This is a genomic window from Tritonibacter mobilis F1926, from assembly GCF_000376545.2.
In the GTDB taxonomy this organism is placed as follows: Bacteria; Pseudomonadota; Alphaproteobacteria; order Rhodobacterales; family Rhodobacteraceae; genus Epibacterium; species Epibacterium mobile.
Genome location: NZ_CP015231.1, coordinates 301,213 through 319,302, shown reverse-complemented (window position 1 = coordinate 319,302; position 18,090 = coordinate 301,213). Strand labels below are relative to the sequence as shown.

Annotated in this window: 17 protein-coding genes; 6 read left to right on the top strand and 11 right to left on the bottom strand. The window is 58.9% G+C overall.

Going from position 1 to position 18,090, the window contains the following annotated elements:
• Positions 1-23: 23 nt before the first annotated feature.
• Positions 24-1,115 carry a zinc-binding dehydrogenase gene (locus K529_RS16995; RefSeq protein WP_046002715.1) on the bottom strand — a complete coding sequence of 364 codons (1,092 nt, stop codon included), beginning with the start codon at positions 1,113-1,115 and terminating at the stop codon, positions 24-26.
• A 214-nt stretch (positions 1,116-1,329) separates the two neighbouring features.
• Entirely contained in the window at positions 1,330-2,031 is a 702-nt protein-coding gene (locus K529_RS16990; RefSeq protein ID WP_009176048.1) for a GntR family transcriptional regulator, read from the bottom strand.
• A gap of 203 nt (positions 2,032-2,234) precedes the next feature.
• Here K529_RS16990 and K529_RS16985 point away from each other — a divergent pair, with 203 nt between their 5' ends.
• The 3 genes from K529_RS16985 (at position 2,235) to K529_RS16975 (ending at position 5,436) form a co-directional block, all read left to right on the top strand.
• The gene (locus K529_RS16985; RefSeq protein ID WP_009175773.1) at positions 2,235-3,320 is read left to right on the top strand and encodes a TRAP transporter substrate-binding protein; all 1,086 of its coding nucleotides are present in this window, start codon (positions 2,235-2,237) and stop codon (positions 3,318-3,320) included.
• 71 nt (positions 3,321-3,391) lie between these two features.
• On the top strand, positions 3,392-3,889 hold the full coding sequence (locus tag K529_RS16980; protein ID WP_005639837.1) for a TRAP transporter small permease subunit: 498 nt from the start codon (positions 3,392-3,394) through the stop codon (positions 3,887-3,889).
• Positions 3,886-5,436 carry a TRAP transporter large permease gene (locus K529_RS16975; RefSeq protein WP_198528127.1) on the top strand — a complete coding sequence of 517 codons (1,551 nt, stop codon included), beginning with the start codon at positions 3,886-3,888 and terminating at the stop codon, positions 5,434-5,436. Before K529_RS16980 ends, K529_RS16975 begins: the two co-directional genes overlap by 4 nt.
• Positions 5,437-5,519: 83 nt before the next feature.
• On the opposite strand, the gene pcaD is transcribed toward K529_RS16975, so the two are convergent.
• The 4 genes from pcaD to K529_RS16955 form a co-directional block, all read right to left on the bottom strand.
• Positions 5,520-6,311: a 3-oxoadipate enol-lactonase gene (gene pcaD / locus K529_RS16970; protein ID WP_046002716.1), complete on the bottom strand. Its 792-nt coding sequence runs from the start codon at positions 6,309-6,311 to the stop codon at positions 5,520-5,522.
• 124 nt (positions 6,312-6,435) lie between these two features.
• On the bottom strand, positions 6,436-7,413 hold the full coding sequence (locus tag K529_RS16965; RefSeq protein WP_005615875.1) for a threonine ammonia-lyase: 978 nt from the start codon (positions 7,411-7,413) through the stop codon (positions 6,436-6,438).
• A complete protein-coding gene (locus K529_RS16960) occupies positions 7,410-8,258 on the bottom strand; it encodes an alpha/beta fold hydrolase (RefSeq protein ID WP_005615877.1) in 849 nt (282 codons plus the stop codon). Before K529_RS16960 ends, K529_RS16965 begins: the two co-directional genes overlap by 4 nt.
• Before the next feature lie 24 nt (positions 8,259-8,282).
• Entirely contained in the window at positions 8,283-8,972 is a 690-nt protein-coding gene (locus K529_RS16955) for a haloacid dehalogenase type II (RefSeq protein ID WP_005615879.1), read from the bottom strand.
• Positions 8,973-9,137: 165 nt separating this feature from the next.
• Between K529_RS16955 and K529_RS16950 the strand changes: the two genes are divergently transcribed.
• From K529_RS16950 to K529_RS16940, 3 genes are all read left to right on the top strand, one after another.
• A complete protein-coding gene (locus K529_RS16950) occupies positions 9,138-9,566 on the top strand; it encodes an FKBP-type peptidyl-prolyl cis-trans isomerase (protein WP_005615881.1) in 429 nt (142 codons plus the stop codon).
• 302 nt (positions 9,567-9,868) lie between these two features.
• Complete coding sequence (locus K529_RS16945; protein ID WP_005615883.1) at positions 9,869-10,942, top strand: ABC transporter substrate-binding protein; 1,074 nt, start codon at positions 9,869-9,871, stop codon at positions 10,940-10,942.
• A 149-nt stretch (positions 10,943-11,091) separates the two neighbouring features.
• Entirely contained in the window at positions 11,092-12,234 is a 1,143-nt protein-coding gene (locus tag K529_RS16940; RefSeq protein WP_005615884.1) for a lytic murein transglycosylase, read from the top strand.
• 46 nt (positions 12,235-12,280) lie between these two features.
• Here K529_RS16940 and K529_RS16935 read toward each other — a convergent pair whose 3' ends face one another.
• The 5 genes from K529_RS16935 to K529_RS16915 form a co-directional block, all read right to left on the bottom strand.
• On the bottom strand, positions 12,281-14,596 hold the full coding sequence (locus K529_RS16935) for a right-handed parallel beta-helix repeat-containing protein (protein ID WP_005615886.1): 2,316 nt from the start codon (positions 14,594-14,596) through the stop codon (positions 12,281-12,283).
• 155 nt (positions 14,597-14,751) lie between these two features.
• Positions 14,752-15,060, bottom strand: coding sequence for a hypothetical protein (locus tag K529_RS16930; RefSeq protein ID WP_005615888.1), 309 nt, complete (start codon positions 15,058-15,060; stop codon positions 14,752-14,754).
• Positions 15,050-16,102 carry a hypothetical protein gene (locus K529_RS16925; protein ID WP_005615890.1) on the bottom strand — a complete coding sequence of 351 codons (1,053 nt, stop codon included), beginning with the start codon at positions 16,100-16,102 and terminating at the stop codon, positions 15,050-15,052. The genes K529_RS16930 and K529_RS16925 overlap by 11 nt, the downstream gene beginning before the upstream one ends.
• Entirely contained in the window at positions 16,099-16,509 is a 411-nt protein-coding gene (locus K529_RS16920) for a hypothetical protein (protein ID WP_005615893.1), read from the bottom strand. The genes K529_RS16925 and K529_RS16920 overlap by 4 nt, the downstream gene beginning before the upstream one ends.
• Entirely contained in the window at positions 16,506-17,993 is a 1,488-nt protein-coding gene (locus K529_RS16915; protein ID WP_005615896.1) for an FAD-binding oxidoreductase, read from the bottom strand. Before K529_RS16915 ends, K529_RS16920 begins: the two co-directional genes overlap by 4 nt.
• Between the last annotated feature and the right edge of the window lie 97 nt (positions 17,994-18,090).

The window sequence follows — 18,090 nt, the reverse complement described above, 5'->3', positions numbered from 1 at the left end:
TTTGGTGGCGGTTGAACAGAATTCTAGCGGTTCAACAGGATGACATTGCGGCGGGCTGATCCAGACCTGGTGTCCGCGATCGCCTCGTTGATCTGCGAGAGAGACCATCTGCCGGAGATCAACTCGTCAAGTTTCAGACGCCCTTGCTGATAGAGATCGATGATCCATGGCACATCGCGCTGGATCACCACATCTCCCATTTTTGACCCTTTGAGGCCCTGACCAAGTGCTGCCATCACCACCGGTTCATACTGTGCAGTTTCGCCGGAGTGCGGCATGCCGATCATCACCGCACGGCCGCCCGGGCCCAAATAGCGTGGGGCCTGATCATAGGCCGCAATAGCGCCGACGGTAATCAGCACCACCTCCGCTCCTTTGCCGCCAAGCGCTGCGGCGGCGCTGCGCCATGGTTTCGGCGCGTTGGCGAGGACACCGTGGGTGGCTCCAAACTCTTTGGCGATTTCCAGTTTCTCCGCACTCATGTCGACCGCTACAATGCGGCGCGCACCTGCGATCCGAGCGCCTTGGATGGCGTTGAGGCCAACGCCGCCTGCGCCGATCACCACCACGTCTTCGCCTGCGCGCAAGTTTGCCGCGTGGACGGCCCCACCAATGCCTGTGATGACGCCGCAGGAAATCAGCGCGGCCACATCCTTGGGCATATCTGAGGGGATCGCGACGATCTGGCGGCTGGAGACCACCACCTTTTCCGCAAACGCACCGCAGGCCATGGCCTGAAACACCGGCTCACCGGCGACAGTGGAGAGGGGGCCTGTCAGCCCATCATAAGGCGTGGTGCAATTGACAGGTTTACCAGAGGCACAAGAGGGGCAATGACCGCAGGCGCGGATCAATGTGACAATAACATCATCCCCGACAGAGACACCTTCGACGCCCGACCCCAATGCGCTGATGCGGCCTGCGGCCTCATGTCCGTAGACGGCGGGCAGTGGCCCGCCCCAAGCGCCATCCGCAAATGAAATATCGCTGTGGCAGATCGCGACCGCGTCAAGGGTGACTTCGACGTCTCCGAGGCCGGGGGGTGCAATGGTGATCTCCTCAATCCGTAATGTGCTGCCAAAGCTGTGGCATACGGCGGCTTTGATGGTCTGCATAAGGCTCTCCCCGCTTGTTGCCTCTAGCGTGACGGGCGGTCAGGCGGATCGCAATGCGAAAAACGGCGTCTGGGTGTCGTATTCATGTCAGGGAAGGACCACAGGAGGACGGCATGTTCGGCAAACCTGTGTTGCGACCGATGCAATTGGCGGACGAGGGGCGGGGATCATCCTCTATCTGCTTCATTCATCCGGTCGATGATGGGGGCGGTGCCTAGCCTTGAGTGAACAGTTGATACCCGGGGTGCGCAACCGCGCAGAGGCTGGTGATTGGGGCCGCGTCTATCCATGTCGTGCGTTCCATCACAAACAAGGCTTCCCCCTCCTGAGCCTGCAGCATGTCGCGATCACCTGCCGTGGCGGTGCGCGCATATAGACGCAAGTCGCATTTGCTGTAGGGGCGATTGCGCACCAGCCATTCGTTTGCGTTTTCATGGGTGAGGTCGACGGAGGTGATCTCGGGGACGGTTTCCAACGAAATCCAGCGATCTTCAAAGATGTAGGGGCGATTGTCGGCGAGATGCAGGGCCTCGACACGCAGCATCGCGCGGGGCTCTGAAAACCCGAAATTGGCCATGATCGCAGGGGGAGTGTCTTGGACCGATTGGCGGATCAAGCGGTGGCGATAGCGATAGCCCCGTTGTTCGACCTCGAGTCGGGTGATGGGGATGTCCAAAGTGGCGCGTGTGACTGGATCGCGGCGTACGGTGGTTCCGCCTTTGCGTCTGCGTTCCACGATGCCGTTTTGGGCCAGATCACGCATCGCCCTGTGCACCGTGGAGCGGGCGCAGCCAAAGCGCAGGGCCAGTTCTTCGTCGCGCGGCAGCTTATCTCCCGGACCATAGGTTGCGTTCAGAATCAGGCCTCGAATGCTGTCCCGGATCTCCATCCATGAATGCCGTCGCCGCTCTGACATCTGCCGCTCCTAAAACCTGAACTCAAAAAACTGCCTCATATTCATGCGAATGAGGGCACATGTCGAAACACGTATCCAAACGTTGCGACGATGATTGACAAGAATATGTACCTACATATTAATGTAAAGCACCTACAAAATAAACTGAGTCTGCGCTGCTGGCCACCGCCCAATCGCAGATCTACCGACAGAGGACTGGACATATGCAAAGACGTGCGTTTCTGAAAACCGGCGCGATTGGCGCGGCGGCCACTGCGCTGGCAAGCCCTGCAATTGCTCAGGGCAAGATGCAATGGAAGCTGGTCACAGCCTGGCCAAAAAACTTGCCCGGCCCCGGTGTGGCGGCGCAAATGCTCGCGGATCGGATCACCACGCTTTCGGGTGGCCGGATCGAGGTCAAACTGTTCGCGGCGGGTGAACTGGTTCCGGGTCGTGGCGTCTTTGACGCGGTTTCTGAGGGCACCGCAGAACTGTACCACGCGGTTCCTGCGTATTGGGGCTCCAAGTCCAAAGGTATTCTGTTGTTTGGCTCGCAGCCCTTTGGTCTGCGCGCAGATGAGCAGTTCGGCTGGCTCTATCACGGTGGTGGCCAGGCGCTTTATGACGAGATGTATGGCCGGTTTGGCATTAAGCCCTTCCTGTGCGGCAACTCTGGTCCGCAATGGGGTGGCTGGTTCAAGAACGAAGTCAATTCCGCCGAAGATCTGAAGGGTCTGAAGTTCCGCACTACTGGCCTCGCATCGGAAATGGCCTCGAAGCTGGGTATGGCGGCAGAGGCCACTAGCGGCCCCGCGATGTTCCAAGGCCTGCAGACCGGTGCATTGGACGCGGGTGAGTTTATCGGCCCATGGACCGATAGCGCGCTTGGCTATTATCAGGTTGCCAAGAATTACTACTGGCCCGGCGTCGGTGAGCCGTCCTCGGCTGAGGAATGCGGTGTCAACGCCACTGTCTTTGCGGAACTGCCGGAAGATCTGCAGCAGGTTGTCTCCTTGGCATGCGAGAGCCTCTACAACCCGGTTTGGACCGAATACACCACCAAACACGCACTGGCGCTGAAGAAGATGGTGGAAGAAGACGGCGTGCAGGTGAAAATGTTCCCCGAGGACGTGATCGCCGCAATGGGCACCGCGGCGGCCGAGGTCATCTCTGAACTGCGCGAAGACGAAGACGAGCTGGTGCGCCGCATCACCGAGAGCTTTATCGCGTATCGTGACAGCGTCGGTGGATACATGACCTATGCTGACAACGGTCAGATGAACGCCCGTGCCTCGGTGATGGGCTACTGATCGCAAAAGAAACGGACCTGCCGGCGCTCCCTGATGGTGAGCGCCGGTTTTTTCTTGGGGAGAGGTGCAGGATGCTACGGGTTGCAGATGCTCTGGACGGCATCAATCGCGGGCTTGCGCATGTGATACGCTGGCTGGCGCTTTTGATGGTACTGGCGCAATTCGCCATCGTGGTGGGGCGGTACGTCTTTGGCGTAAACTCCATCGCCGCACAGGAAAGCGTGCTCTATATGCATTCTACCCTCTTTATGCTTGCTGCGGGCTATACGCTGCTGGTCGACAAACACGTACGGGTGGATGTGTTTTACGCAGGTCTTAGCCCACGCGGACAGCGCCGGATCGACATATTCGGTCATGTGTTCCTGCTGCTGCCGTCGATGATGGCGCTGCTTTATTGGTCGTGGCCATCTGTGCGCAACTCCTGGTCGATCCTTGAGGGGCCGATCGCCGTGGGCGGAATCGAGGCCGTGTTTTTGCTCAAATCACTGATCCCCGCTTTTTGCGTGCTCATTATGCTGCAATCCGTTGCTTTGCTGATCCGCTTGCTCTGTGAAAGGCCCGCCCAATGATTGCTTACCTCGACCTGATCATGTTTGCGGCGTTGATGGCTGTGATCCTCATGGGGTTTCCGGTTGCCTTCTCCATCGCCGGAATTGCGATCCTGTTTGCCTATCTCGGCTGGATGCTGGGGGTGATGGATATCTCGCTCCTTGGTGCGTTTGGTCAGCGGGTTTTTGGTCTCCTCAGCAATGAGGTGCTAATCGCCATTCCGCTGTTTGTGCTGATGGGCGCGATCTTGGAAAAGAGCCGGATCGCCGAAGAGTTGCTAGATACAATGGGGCGTTTGTTCGGCCAGCTCAAAGGTGGGCTTGGGATCTCGGTGGTGCTGGTGGGGGCGCTTTTGGCGGCCTCGACAGGAATTGTCGGTGCGACCGTTGTCGCCATGGGGATGATTGCGCTCCCGGCCATGTTGCGTGCGGGGTATGATCCAAGGGTGGCTTCGGGGATTGTCTGCACTGCGGGGACCTTGGGGCAGATCATTCCGCCATCAACCTTGCTGATTATCCTCGCGGATGTGATGTCCAACGCCTATCAGCAGGCCCAGTATGAGCAGGGCAAATTTGCCGTTGAGGCGCTGTCGGTGGGACAGTTTTTTGCGGCGGCCTTGCTTCCGGGGCTGCTGCTGGTTGTGCTCTATCTGCTTTACATTCTGGTCAGAGGCGTCTTGCGGCCACAGGATATGCCATCCGCCCCGGCTGATGTCGCACGTCCAAGCCGCGCTCAGGTTTTGCAGGCCGTGGTGCCGCCGATCTTGTTGATCTTTGCGGTGCTGGGCGCAATTCTCGGCGGTGTTGCGACGCCGACCGAGGCTGCATCTGTCGGCGCTATCGGAGCCTTGCTGATGGCGGGTCTGCGCTGTGGCGGGTCTGCGCGCGTGATTCTTCTGGGGGCAGGGGCGCTTATTGCGTTGGGCGTTTTGTCGGGTCTTCATCCTGTGCGTTTGCAACGCAGTGACCTGAGCAGCAGCGATTTTGCAATTGGGCTGTTTTACGCATTCCTCGCGATTGCGGGGGCTGCTGCAATCCTGTTGTCGTTGCGCAGCGGCATGAAGCAACGCATCCTGCACGAAGCTGTCACCTCTACGGCGACCATGACTGCGATGATTTTTGCCACCATGCTTGCCGCTAGCATGTTCTCACTGGTCTTTATCGGGTTGGGCGGCGAAGAGCGCGTTGCCCATATCCTTGGTAATATGCCCGGTGGCCCAATGGGGGCGCTGGTGTTCTCGATGCTGTTCATCTTTGTGCTGGGGTTCTTTTTGGACTTTGTCGAGATCTCGGTCATTGTGCTGCCGCTGGTGACGCCGACGCTGATCCTGATGGGGCATGATCCGGTCTGGCTCGGGATATTGATCGCAATCAACCTGCAGACCTCATTCCTGACGCCGCCATTTGGGTTCTCGCTGTTCTATTTGCGGGGGGCTGCGCCCAAAGAGGTTACAACCCGTCATATCTATCAAGGCGTTGCTCCTTTTATCGGGTTGCAGGTGCTGGGTGTCTTGTTGGTCTGGCTTGTGCCTGAGATCGCAACGTGGCTGCCCTCGGCGATTTTTTGATCCCTAGGCAAGACCATTTGTCCTGAGGCAACTGGTGTATTCAGCCCCGTACCGCCCCCGCCATGCTGGTGGGGCGGGTGGGGTCAGGCGAGGTGCCCCACGTCGTGCATGAATTGGGTCAGAAGCTCCGCAAAAGCTTCGGGCTGGTCGATGGGGGGCACATGGCCGGTTCGGCGCAACACTGTGAATTGTGATCCGGGGATCAGGTCAGTGGTTTCTCGGACGAGGTCGGGCGGGGTGGAGCCATCATCAGAGCCTGCAATGCCGAGCACAGGCAGACGCAGACCAGAGGTCGGAGTATAGAAATCCGTCCCTGCGATCGCGGCACAACATCCCAGATACCCCTCAACGGGGGTCTTCTGAACACGTCTTTGGGTCGCAAGATGCGCGCCCGATTGCAGGTAGCGGCGTGGAAACCAGCGCTGCATGGTATCGTCCAAGATCGCATTCAGACCATTGGCCCGGACCGCGTCCATTCGGCGTGCCCAGATTTCCGGGGTGCCGATTTTTGCAGCCGTGTTGGAGAGCACAAGCGCGCGGATCAAATCGAGGCGTTTGACTGCAAGCCCCTGTGCGATCATGCCGCCTATCGACAGGCCGACAAAAAGACTGTCGCGGATTTCGCAGACCTCCATGAGCCGTTCCGCATCACGTATCAGGGTGCCCATGGAGTAAGGCGCATCCGGGACCGAAGAGGCCCCATGTCCACGCATGTCGAAGGTAAGGACGCGCAGGTTTTCCGGCAACGCACCGATAACGGCATCCCAGATGCTTTGATCGGTGCCAAGCGCATGGGCGAAGACAACGGCTGGGGTACCGGTCGGACCGCGCAAGGTATAATTCAATTGGACGTCGCCGAGGTCGGCAATAGGCATGAGGATGGCTCTGTTGTTGGTTGCCGGATGACTTTAGGAGCAAGCGACGCGAGAGGCCAGTGACCGCAGATGCGAGGGGCGCTGCCCCTCGCGCTCCCCGGGATATTTGCGGTTAGAAGAAAGATCAGGCAAAGCGCGAGAGGGCTTTGGTAAATGTTGCGGGGTCAACATTGCCGCCCGTGGCCACTGCGATGACCGCATCACCATTGAGTTCATCGTGATGAAACAACGCGGCAGCCAAGGAGACGGCGCCACCCGGTTCCAGAACGATCTTGAGGCGTTGAAACGCAAGTGCCATAGCGCGCAGCGCCTCGTCATCGGTAACGGTCAGGCCGGGACCGCAGAGCCGTGACAAGAGCGGCCATGTAATGTCTCCGGGCGCGGGCGTCAGAATTGCATCACAAATGGAACCGGTGGGTGTGGGGTTGCTCTCGATCTTTCCTGAAGCCTGAGAGCGTGCGACATCGTCAAATCCTTTGGGTTCTGCTGGGCGCACGCGCAGGCCTGGGGCGCGATCCTCCAGGGCCAGAGCAATGCCCGCAGTAAGACCCCCTCCGCCGCAGCACACCAGAACATCGGCTTTGGTGATGCCCTGTTCGGCGGCTTGTTCGGCGATCTCCAGCCCGGTGGTGCCCTGTCCGGCGATCACCTCGGGCTCATCATAGGGTTTGATGAGTGTCAGGCCGCGTTCTGCGATCAAGGGGTCGGCTGCGGCTTCGCGGCTCTCGCCTGCGGCGCGATCATAAAGCACGACCTCAGCGCCGAGGGCGCGGGTGTTGTCGATTTTGAGCTGTGGCGCATCGGCAGGCATGACGATAACAGCGGGCGCGCCATGCGCCTTGGCAGCGGCGGCGACGCCTTGAGCGTGATTGCCAGATGAATAGGCAATGACACCGCGTTTGCGCAAATCAGGATCCATGGCCGAGAGCGCTGCCCAGCCCCCGCGGAATTTGAACGACCCGGTGTGTTGCAGGCATTCGGCTTTGACGAATACGCGGCGACCGGCAACGTCGTCCAGAAATGGCGATGACAGCAGCGGTGTGCGGCGGGCGTGGCCTTTGAGCCGCTCGGCAGCGGCTTCGATCAGGGCGAGGGAGGTCATGTGATGTCCTTCATAACGGAATGAATAAGGGCGAGCGCGTCAGGCTCATCAAGGAAAGGGATATGGCCGCGATCAGGAAGTTCCACAGCGTAGAGTGCAGGCAGGCGGCGCTGCATCTCGTGGTAGGTGTCCTGTGAGAGAATATCGGATTGGGCTGCGCGGATCACACCGCAGGGGAGGCCATCCAATGCGGCAAACCATGGCCAGAGGCTGGGTTTTTCTTCCATCTCGGCGAGCGCTTTGGCCTGCGCGAGCATTGCGTCGCGCAGGCGAGCGTCATAGCGCAGTTCCAGACCGTCGGGCGTGGCTTTGTAAAAGGTCTGCACCTCTTCCAGCCAGCGCGACGTGGGTACGCCAGGGAAGTCGGGGGCCATGGCGGCCTCTAGCGCCTGAGCAGCCTGTGCGTGAGTTTTGGCGGCGGGGCGGCGGCCGAGATAATCAAAGATACGGTCAAGCCCCTCATCCGCGATATCGGGGCCCACATCATTGAGGATCACGGCTGACAGCCTCTCGCGGGCGGTCCCGGCAAGGGCGAGCGCCACAAGGCCGCCGCGCGACGTGCCAAGGATTGCGGCCTGAGCCAAGTTCAGATGGTCCATCAAGGCCAGCACGTCGGAGGCTTCGGTCAGGATGTTGTAGCTGGCAGGATCTTTGGCATAGTCCGAGCGGCCCCGCCCGCGCAGATCCAGCAGAATCATCCGGTAATCAGTGAGATGTGGCAGCGCGTAGCGGAAATCCTGCCCATCGCGTGTGAGACCGGGCAGGCAGATCAACGGTGGCCCCTTCGGGTCGCCGTGGGTTTCATAATAAAGCGACAGCCCGTCGGATGTGTCAAAGCGGCTCATGTGGGGTTGGTCCTCTGTTGAGAGTCAGGCGGTTGCGGCAATATCCGGGATCGAAGTGAGGTCGCTCAGGACATGTGCAGGCTGCCATGGGAGGCGGTCGATGGGGTCTGCCGCGCGATTGACCCAAACGGAGGTAAACCCGTAGCCCGCCGCGCAACCTGCATCCCAGCCGTTAGAAGAGACAAACAGCACCTCGGATTTCGAATGCCCAAATCGCTGCCCGACCAGATCATAGACGGCGGCGGCGGGTTTGAAGATACCAACGCTTTCCACAGAAAGCACATCGTCAAGCAAGGCCCCGAGAGAGGCAGACTGAACGGCACCTGCGAGCATATCGGGAGAGCCATTGGACAGGATGCCGGTTCGATACCCCGCGCCTTTTAGTTGGCGCAGCATGGCTGGAACTTCTGGATAGGCCTCAAGCTCCCAATAGAGATCGAGCAATCGTTGCCGGAGCGCTGGCTGACCATTGAGGCCCGCCGCTTCCAACGCCCAATCAAGCCCCTCCTGCGTGACCTGCCAGAAATCTGTGTGCGCGCCGGAAATGGCCCTGAGCCATGTGTATTGCAGCTGTTTCAAACGCCAGTTCTGCGCCAATGTGGACCAGCTCTCGGCGAGTTGCGGAAAGTCTGGTTCTGTGGCGGCTTGTCGTGCGGCAGCGCTGACATCAAACAGCGTCCCATAGGCATCGAAAATGCAGGTTTTGATCGTCATTCAGAGCCCTCCCGTATGAAGGGGAAACCTGCCACAAGCAGCACTGGTCTCAATGGGCTAAATTGTGTTGGTACGGGTTTACTCTCGCGCCATGGCCGTTAGGGTGCGCGCTATCATTGGGCCTGCGTGCCTGAAATACACCTGAGAACCCGAAAGGGGGTCATCATGACCGCGGTAAAAAATGGCGACACGGTTCGCATTCACTACACAGGCAAGCTGACAGACGGCACCGTCTTTGACAGTTCCGAAGGGCGTGACCCGCTCGAGTTCACTGTTGGTGCCGGCCATGTCATCAAGGGCATGGACGAAGGCATGCTGGAGATGGCCGAGGGCGATAAGAAGACGCTGGAGATCGCCTGCGAGGACGCATACGGCCCGGTAAACCCATCGGCGCGTCAGGCTGTGCCGCGCGAAGGTATCCCGGATGATATCCCGCTTGAAATCGGCACCATGCTGCAGATGCAGACGCCCGAAGGGCAGGTCTTGCCGGTGACTGTGATCGAAGTCGATGAGGCGAGCGTGACGCTGGATGCCAACCACCGTCTGGCCGGTCAGGATCTGGTCTTTGACGTGGAACTTGTGGCGATCGCCTAAGCGCCCCAAGACGTTTGATCTGATATGAACTTATGGGTTGGCGGGCAGGCTTCGCCAACCCAAGACTTAGCTGGTGCCGCGCAGTGAACGTGCGCGGCGTTGTTTTATGTGCTCCACCACGGACGCCAGCCGCGTGGGTTGATTGCGCAAAGCGCCCGTAACTTGTCTAAATTGCATCATGTATTTCCGCACCTTAGCGGGTCGGATTCACGTCCTGTTCATACCTCCCAGCGACCTTGCAGCCAGCCCTGCTGCCATATTGAGGGCGGCGGGTGGATTTATTTAGACAGGAGTTCTCTCACATGCGGAATTTGCTTCTTGGCGCTATGCTGACCCTAGGCGGGACAATGGCGCAAGCTACGGAATATCTGAACATTTTCACATGGGACGGTTATGTCGCGCCCGAAGAAGTCACCGCAGTCAATGCGCTCTTGAAGGAGCAAGGCTACGACATCGAAGTGCGCGTTATGGACACGCTCGCCGAGGGGCCGGAGCAGATGTTTGACGTGATCCGCTCTGGTGATGTGGATGTGTCGTTCCTGACGCTGAACTACATCAACATGGAGGGCGTTCCGTTCTCCAACCTGTTGCAGCCCATCGATACCTCTTCGCCGCGGTTGAGCAATGCGCAGGCGCTGCTGCCAGAGCTGAGTGCTATTGAGATGGGCATGTCCGACGCAGGACCGCTCTATCTGCCATTTGGCGGGGGTGCATATGGGATTTGGGCCAATGATGACGTGGTGTCCGAGCATCCTGCGTCGGTCGCTGATCTGCTGAAACCTGAGTGGAGCGGTCGTATCTCGCTCACTTCTGGTCAGGTGCAGCCCAATGTGGCTCTGGCGCTGATGGCAATGGGAGAGGCCCCCTTTGCGGTTCAGGATGCCTCTGGCGATCGCAAAAAGATGGCAGAAATGCAAAAAGCCGATGGTGCGTTGCAGCAAACCCTGACGGCGCTTTATGAGCAGGTCGGCTTCTTCTGGAGCGCAGGTCCGGAATTCCGCGATGATTTTGCCTTTGTGGCATCCTATGGTCCCGGTGCATCCGCGCATGTGGCTTCGGGCGGCAATTGGAGCCTTGTGAACTTTGATGAGGGCAGCACGGTCTGGCTCGACACCATCAACTTTTCCAAGACGCTCGAAGGCGACAAGCTCGAAGCGGCTGAAATTTTTGCCAACTACTTTATCGGCAAAGAGGTTCAGGAGCGTATTGTGAACGGGCTTGGCATGGTGGCAGCGACCACATTGGTCGACGCCAACCCGATGCTCGACGAAAACCCCGAGTTCTTTGCCGAAGAGCTGTTCTGGCCGCCCTATACCAAAGTCGCAAACAACGTGATGAACATGCTGTCCAAGCGTGCATCTGGCGGCGACAGCTAAGTCAATCAGGCTATCATACCTGTGTGAGGGGGGGCGCTTTGGCGCCCCCTTTGGCATTGCGCCGCCACCTTGCGGCGAAATCTCGTGCAAGTGGTTGCGGTAAAGCGGATTTCCTGCAACCTGTCATTGAAACTTGCGGAGGGTGAAACATGTCCATGAACAGACGACAATTCGGTGCGGTTGCTGCTGCTTTTGGGCTGGCCAGCTGCACAGGGGTGAGCACCACAAGCGGCCCGTCCGGCGCCTCAGGTCTTGCCGCCGACCTGCGCCCGGCCCGCAACGCAGGATATGACAAATGGGTTGCCGATTTTCGTGAGCGCGCGGCGCGGCAAGGGTTCTCTCAGGATCTGCTGGCGCGTGCGTTTCGGGGCACCGGCTATCTGCCTGGTGTTGTGAAACGAGATCGCAACCAGACCGAGTTCAGCCGCACGCTTGAGGACTATCTGTCGATTGCAGTCTCGGACGAACGAGTCAGCAAGGGACGCGCGGCCTATGCACGTCATCGCGCTACGCTGGATGCGATTGAACGCCGATATGGGGTTGAGGCCCATGTGGTTGCCGCCGTTTGGGGGCTGGAGAGCTATTATGGAGAACGGCGTGGCAATGTGCCGGTGATTTCCTCCACCTCGACGCTGGCGTATGATGGACGGCGCGGCGCACTCTTTGAAAAGCAGCTGATCGCGGCGCTCAAGATCCTGCGCAATGGTGATATTGCCCCACAAAACATGACCGGTAGCTGGGCGGGGGCGATGGGGCATACGCAGTTCATCCCAACGTCATACCTGTCTTTTGCGGTGGATTTCACAGGCGACGGGCGGCGGGATATTTGGTCGGACGATCCCAGTGATGCCTTGGCCTCGACCGCGGCCTATCTGTCTCGCAATGGCTGGCAAAAGGGGGTGAAATGGGGCGCTGAAAATGGTCCCGGCGCGCCCTCTGGGTCGGTTATTCAGCCACAGCCCGGCGGGCCTCAGTTTGTCACCACAGCCAACTTCCGGGCGCTGAAACGCTATAATAACTCCGATTCCTATGCCATCGGTGTTGGCCATCTTTCTGACCGGATTGCGGGGGTCGGGCCGCTGCGTGCGAGCTTCCCGCCGGATCGCTATGGTTTGCGCAAGGCTGACCGGATCGCCTTGCAAAAGGGGCTGACGGCGAATGGCTTTGATATTGGCACCGCTGACGGTGTGATTGGGCCCAAAACGCGCGAGGCCATCAGCGCCTATCAGCGCCGCCAAGGCCTTGCTGCAACGGGTGATCCGTCGCTGGAGCTGCTCCGCCGACTGAGCTGAGGATGGCGCACCCCGACCCAAATTTGGATCGGGGTGGTGTTCTCGTTCAGTAAGGGGATGCGCACTCTGCAAGTGTGTCCGTGCCCATCACCGTGCCATTGATTGTCAGTGTGTGGCTTGCGTCATTGTCGAGCGCGGTGCCGGACCAAGACCCGGTATCAGCGCTGCAATCTGCGGGCGTATTGAGCACTGTCACATTGCCGCTGACGTTGGTTGCAGGCCCATAGAAGTTCACACCGGCAGTCGCCGCATTGTCGATTGTGACATCGGTAAATTTGACATCGGTAATTGGCCCGCCATTGTAGCCCCAGCTGTCCCCGAGCATGAAGATGCCGTGGGTGCCTGCATTGCTCACCGTGATATTTTCAAAGTTCACGTTTCGGATCGGGTTCAGGAAGATCCCCGCCCGGCCGGTGTCACTTATGGTGATGTCACTAAAACGCATATCCTCGGTGATGCTCTCTAGGCGCAAGGCGTCCACCAGCATCAGCCCGTTGATACCGCCACTGAGAGTGGCATTCTCCATAGTGACACGCCCGCTGGACTGGATCACCACGAGGTCCATATCGTGATCCTGCGCGCTGTTGTCGAGGGTGACATGCGTCATATCCAGTCCATCGACCCCCACAGCAAGAATGGCCTCTCGGCGGCTGTTGGTGATGGTGATGTTGTTGAGGCTCAGATCAGTTGAGGCGCGGGTGATGGTGTAGTCGTAATCTGCGGTGTTGATTTCCGAGGCAAGGAAGAAACCATAAGTGACATCGTCCATCCGGATATTGTTGAAGCTGGCATTGGTCAGGCCGATGGCATTCACCCCGGAATTGGGGACGGAATTGGGGTTGTAGACGCTGAATTCACACAGGGTGTTGTCTTCACAGATTGCCATATCGCTGAGATGGGCATCTTGCAGGCTGAACCCGTCGATGTTGCGCAGCTCAAACCCATTTTCACCAGGTGCAGCGATGCTGGCGCCGCTGATCGCGATGTCGCTGCCGCCCGTCGCGGCAAAGCCGTTGCCACCAGCATTGTCGATTGAAATCTTGCTAAAGCTGGCATTGCTGACGTCTGTTAAATGAACCGCATCATCAAGGGTGTCGGAGATATGGATATCTGAGACCGTCACAGTATCCACGCCATGTGCGGCGATACCTTGCACGCCGCCCGTCAGCGTCAGATGTCGCGCGGTGCTGTCATTCGCCATGGTCAGGATAGCGGATACCGGTTCAGCGTTGGTGGCATCTGCTGATCCACTCGTCACGGCCTGTCCCTGAATGGTGGTTGCAGCGCCCGAGTTGGCGAGCACCATCTGGCGACCATTTGTGGCCTGTAATGTCACGGCACCGCCGCCCCCAACAAGCGTTTGACCGTTTGCAAGGGTCAAACCTGCGGTGGTGAAGCTCCCTGACGCAAAGACCAAACCATTGGCACCTGTCGTGTTCAGCGCGTCCTGTAGATTGTCGCCCTCGCTTGCGCGGGTGAAACCGCCAAGAGCTTGACCGGAGAGCGTGACGGCTTCTGCTGCGCCATAGGCTCCGGCGCGGGTGGTGACACGGCGACGGCGCAGGGTGTCGCGCGTCAGGCGATTAAGGCTAGATGCGCGCGGACGTCCATTTTCTCCTGTGGCCTTGGTGGGTTTGGCCCCCAGAGGAATGCTGAGCGAGACATAGGCGCGGCTATCGGTGCGGCCTGCGGCGCGTTCGGCACGTACGCCAGCGCGCACCAATGCGCCCGGATAGGTGCCAAAGAGGTTTTCCAGTTCCAATTCGGCACGTGCGGAGGTGCCGTCATAAGATGCACCATCGCTGTGTTCAAAGGTGAAGCCACCGCCAAACAGGCCGAAAGACCCGCCTCCCAGCGCAGAGAAAGCAAAACGCGCACCCAATTCCGCATCCAGACCCCTAAGTGCGAGGCTGCGTCCGCCTTTGAACCGGATCGTTCCATCCATTTCCGCAAGGGCGTCATAGCGTGCGTCCGCGTGGCTCTTGGTTCCGACTGGCAGATAGGCGTTCAGATTGGCTTGAAAGATCCCGCGCTGCAGATCTCCACTCATACCAACCTGAGAGAAACGATTGCCGATGTCATCCGTTGAACTATCGGCAAACACCCCCACACCAACCGTCCAGCCATGGGCGAGGGTCATGCGCCGCATGGCCTCGATGCTGAGCTGAGTGTTATGATCCTCGTCCCGGCCATAAGACAGCCGGGCGATGGTGGCGCGGTTCTCTTCGATGGCGAATGGGAAGGACAGGGCAATTCCTGTCGACAGGCCTTCCTCGTGGTAGAGTTGTAAATCAGCGGCGAAAAGTGCCGTAGAGGTCAGCAGAAAAGACAGCCCCGACAGGGCTGTGAGACGTAAAGTCATTGGAGAGTTGTCCGTAGATTTTGGCCGAGCTGGGAATCGGGCTGGGCGTGCGACCGGATTGGTAGAGTGTTTTAGGGGCACTCACAATGTATCATGTATACCAAATATCACATCGCGCGAGGCCACGGACGGACTAGAACAAACCTCAGCGGGGTTCACTGTGTCGCGCTGGGAAAGCCCGCTGGCAGGGGCAAGCATCCGGGCAGGCCCGCGGGTAAAACCAGTCGCGCCCCACTGGCATAGAGCGCCTTGGCGTATCCCGGCTGCGCAGAGGAAACGGTTATGCTGAGCTGTGATGCGGCAATGATGGCACTGCCTGCGGGAAGGTGTTGCATAAGTTGGGTGCTGGGAAACAGCACCACATAGGCCGGGGCCTCATCCGTCACGAGTGCAACCGCGATCAGCACCGATACCCACCCTGCCAACAAGAGTGGCAGGGCAAAAAGGAGCGATCTAATAGTCATGGATATGCTCCAGCGTCAGATCCGAGCCCTGCATATCGCGCAGGCGTTCGGCAAGATCTGCGACCTTGAGGCCAATCAGGTGCCGATAGTCCTGAAATCCCTGACGGCGCGCGCTCATGATCGACCCGGGTGCGGTTGGTGTTTTTGACAGCGCCGTCAGCAGGATGTCATCGTTTCCGGCAATTTCGACAACATCAATCTCTTGGGCGGCCATGTTTTGCAGCAAATGGGTCAGGGTGCGGTAGCGCGGTGTTTCAATCTCGGTCCCCTCGTGGCGCTGCTGAATAACACTGACGCCGTCCAGATCCCGCAGTTGTGCCTCCGATGCGCCACGGACAATCATCCGCAGGGTCAACGCATCAGCGCCGACCTGCGCGACGGCCTGTTGGATCAGATCTGCGTAGGCAGCTTTGGCACGGTACTCCAGCCCCAAGGCGATATTGCGCTCTCGATCACGTAGCGCCGAGGTCGCTTCTTGGCTCAGTTCTTCGGCATCATCGCGAAACGGCCATTTGTACCACGGGACTTGTTGCAGGAAGGTGGCATAATCTGCCGCCTGCCGGGCAGAGATCTGGTCAAGCGGGCTGTGTTCAGACCCACGGATCACCGCAAAGACCCGCCCCAGCGTTTCTTCATAAGCTGCCTTCAGGGCCAGTTCCGCAGTGAAGCTGACGCCAATGACATAGACCATCTGTTTGGTTGCACCATCGACCTCGCCGTAGGCGGAGGCTTCTTCGTTCAGGGCGCAGAGCGACGACCAGAACCCTCCAATACCGCGCAGATAGGCGTAGTCGTGCGGATCTCCGGTGCGGAGCACTTCGGCGTAATCTTCATAGGCGTGTACGATGTACCACTCCGGATAGGTCATCAGCGTGCGGGTCTCAGGCCGCTGGTGCGCGGGTTCAATCAGCGCGCGATAAGGCTCAGGCGTGGCGTTGCCCCTGCACATGGTCTCGACATAGATAACGGGTGCACTGAGGCTGAGTGCGAGCAGCACCGCCAGCAGTCCGAGACGTTTGGTCCAGCGCCAAAGGGTGTTCATTTCGGCTGCCCAAGATTGCGCAAGCCTGCCCAGACAGCCAGCCCCCCCAATGCCAGATGTGGCAGGTTTGCCAACACGCGGCGCATCGAGATCTCCATCCCAAGTGCCTCGTTGGTGAAAATTCCAAGGTCGAGGTAGCCGTAACCGGTAAAGAACCCAAAAATCCCATCCCCGAGATAGGCAAAGCCAAACAGGATCAGAAAACTGCGCGCCGCTTTGTGCGACAGGAGCGCTGCCACCAGCGCCCAGAGCGCGGAGGCCACATGCAGGGCATCGTCATAAATATCGAGCGCAAAGATCCCAAAGGCCAGCCCGGCTTCATCGGTGAGGCCGGGAATATAATTCAGCGACGCGGCAATCATCAGCGCCACGAAGTACCCAAGTGAGAGTTTTTGAAGCAAGGTCATAGGCGATCCAGATAGCTGTCCCAGAGATTGTTGCGCAGCACCAGTTCAGGGTCCAGTGCACGTTTTGCCTGCGCAAAACTCCGCGCCTTGGGGTAGGCGGTCGCAAATTGCTCTACCGTCGCATGCGGGCGATAGGGGAGGTAGTAGGCCCCTCCGATTGCGATAATCCTGTCAATCAGATCGCGGGTCATGCGCGCCATATCGGCCTCGCCGCGGTTGGTCAGCTCCTGACTGAAGGACATAACCGCAGCAATCCTCGGTTCGGTCGCGAATGAAAGCTCGCTTTGCTCATCCTGTGCCACATAGCGCAGGGTCACGTTCAGGAATTCCTGATAGGAGGCGGGGATCACCTCTCGGCAGGCGCTGAGGAAGCCGTCAAAAGCGTCAAAGCCCACGAAATACTCGTGTAGAATGTCGGTGCGATCGGGGTCGCGGTCATCGAGCGTAATGACAGGCTCGTTTATCAGTGAGTTGCGTGTGACATCACCAGAGCCGAGCGCAGGGCCGACCCGCGTTTCATTCCACCAGCGAAAGGACTTGATCGCCTCATTGCCGAGCTGCGCGCGGTACAGACGGCTTGCAACATGAGCCATCCAGCCTGACCCGGATGCTGAAGGCAGATCAGATTGATCCGGTGTTTCGCGGTAAGTAACGAGCAAGGCCTTTTGGAAGAAGCTGGCGCGTTCGACGTTCAGGCGACCGTAGGCCATGGTCACCGCTGGATCATCAACCGCCTGACGAAAGGCCGCGGGGAAATCCGCAGCATCCAAAAGATCAAAGGAGGGTGTCAGACGCGTGTTTTTCACCATTTCGACCTCAAGGTCGATGATGAGGCCAATCAGACCATAGCCTCCCATCGCCATATTAAAGAGATCGCTGTTTTCTGTGGCAGAGCAGGTAATCAGATCACCCGAGGGCAAAAGCATCCTGAGGCTGCGCACGGTTGATCCCATCGGGCCAAAGGGAACTGGCCAGCCATGGGCGTTTACCGAAAACGTCGCTGCGACGCCGAAATCATTGTTGGATTGCATGACCTTGGGAGACCAGCCAGCGGGATCCAATGCGGCAATGATCTGCGACCAGCGGGCTCCGGCGTGTACTTTGTAGGTTTGCTGCGCGCTGTCGAGCTCGACAGCGCCATTGTCAAAGGTGATCGCGGTGCCCTGTTTAGGGATCGCTTGCCCGCCCATGGAGTGACGCGCAGCGCCGATGTTGAGCGGCCGCCCCTCTAGGCGAGCCTGTTTGAACTCAGCGCGCAGCGCATCAATCAATGCTTGCCCGGCGTCTTCTTCTATAATCAGGTGTTTATGGATTGGGGTTTCAGACAAGCCGCTGGCATCATTTAAAAAATTCTCACCGGCTTGCTGTGTGATCCGCTTGGTTCCGTCATAAACGGGAAGGTTTGCGCCCAGCCCGCGCGACAGCCCCCAGCCCGCCACGCCACCAAGCCCAACAAGGGCCGCTCTTCTGGAGAATGTCTTCATTTATGGGATCTCCTGCCGCGCGGAGAATGGCGCAGCTCTTAAATTCTAACGTCTCGAAATGATTCCAGTCAGGTGACCGGGCAAGGGATAAGATACT

Bases quoted from the DNA above. Each gene is read 5' to 3' on its own strand.
- K529_RS16995 (WP_046002715.1), bottom strand. From the start codon at position 1,115: ATGCAGACCATCAAAGCCGCCGTATGCCACAGCTTTGGCAGCACATTA.
- K529_RS16990 (WP_009176048.1), bottom strand. From the start codon at position 2,031: ATGTCAGAGCGGCGACGGCATTCATGGATGGAGATCCGGGACAGCATT.
- K529_RS16985 (WP_009175773.1), top strand. From the start codon at position 2,235: ATGCAAAGACGTGCGTTTCTGAAAACCGGCGCGATTGGCGCGGCGGCC.
- K529_RS16980 (WP_005639837.1), top strand. From the start codon at position 3,392: ATGCTACGGGTTGCAGATGCTCTGGACGGCATCAATCGCGGGCTTGCG.
- K529_RS16975 (WP_198528127.1), top strand. From the start codon at position 3,886: ATGATTGCTTACCTCGACCTGATCATGTTTGCGGCGTTGATGGCTGTG.
- pcaD (WP_046002716.1), bottom strand. From the start codon at position 6,311: ATGCCTATTGCCGACCTCGGCGACGTCCAATTGAATTATACCTTGCGC.
- K529_RS16965 (WP_005615875.1), bottom strand. From the start codon at position 7,413: ATGACCTCCCTCGCCCTGATCGAAGCCGCTGCCGAGCGGCTCAAAGGC.
- K529_RS16960 (WP_005615877.1), bottom strand. From the start codon at position 8,258: ATGAGCCGCTTTGACACATCCGACGGGCTGTCGCTTTATTATGAAACC.
- K529_RS16955 (WP_005615879.1), bottom strand. From the start codon at position 8,972: ATGACGATCAAAACCTGCATTTTCGATGCCTATGGGACGCTGTTTGAT.
- K529_RS16950 (WP_005615881.1), top strand. From the start codon at position 9,138: ATGACCGCGGTAAAAAATGGCGACACGGTTCGCATTCACTACACAGGC.
- K529_RS16945 (WP_005615883.1), top strand. From the start codon at position 9,869: ATGCGGAATTTGCTTCTTGGCGCTATGCTGACCCTAGGCGGGACAATG.
- K529_RS16940 (WP_005615884.1), top strand. From the start codon at position 11,092: ATGTCCATGAACAGACGACAATTCGGTGCGGTTGCTGCTGCTTTTGGG.
- K529_RS16935 (WP_005615886.1), bottom strand. From the start codon at position 14,596: ATGACTTTACGTCTCACAGCCCTGTCGGGGCTGTCTTTTCTGCTGACC.
- K529_RS16930 (WP_005615888.1), bottom strand. From the start codon at position 15,060: ATGACTATTAGATCGCTCCTTTTTGCCCTGCCACTCTTGTTGGCAGGG.
- K529_RS16925 (WP_005615890.1), bottom strand. From the start codon at position 16,102: ATGAACACCCTTTGGCGCTGGACCAAACGTCTCGGACTGCTGGCGGTG.
- K529_RS16920 (WP_005615893.1), bottom strand. From the start codon at position 16,509: ATGACCTTGCTTCAAAAACTCTCACTTGGGTACTTCGTGGCGCTGATG.
- K529_RS16915 (WP_005615896.1), bottom strand. From the start codon at position 17,993: ATGAAGACATTCTCCAGAAGAGCGGCCCTTGTTGGGCTTGGTGGCGTG.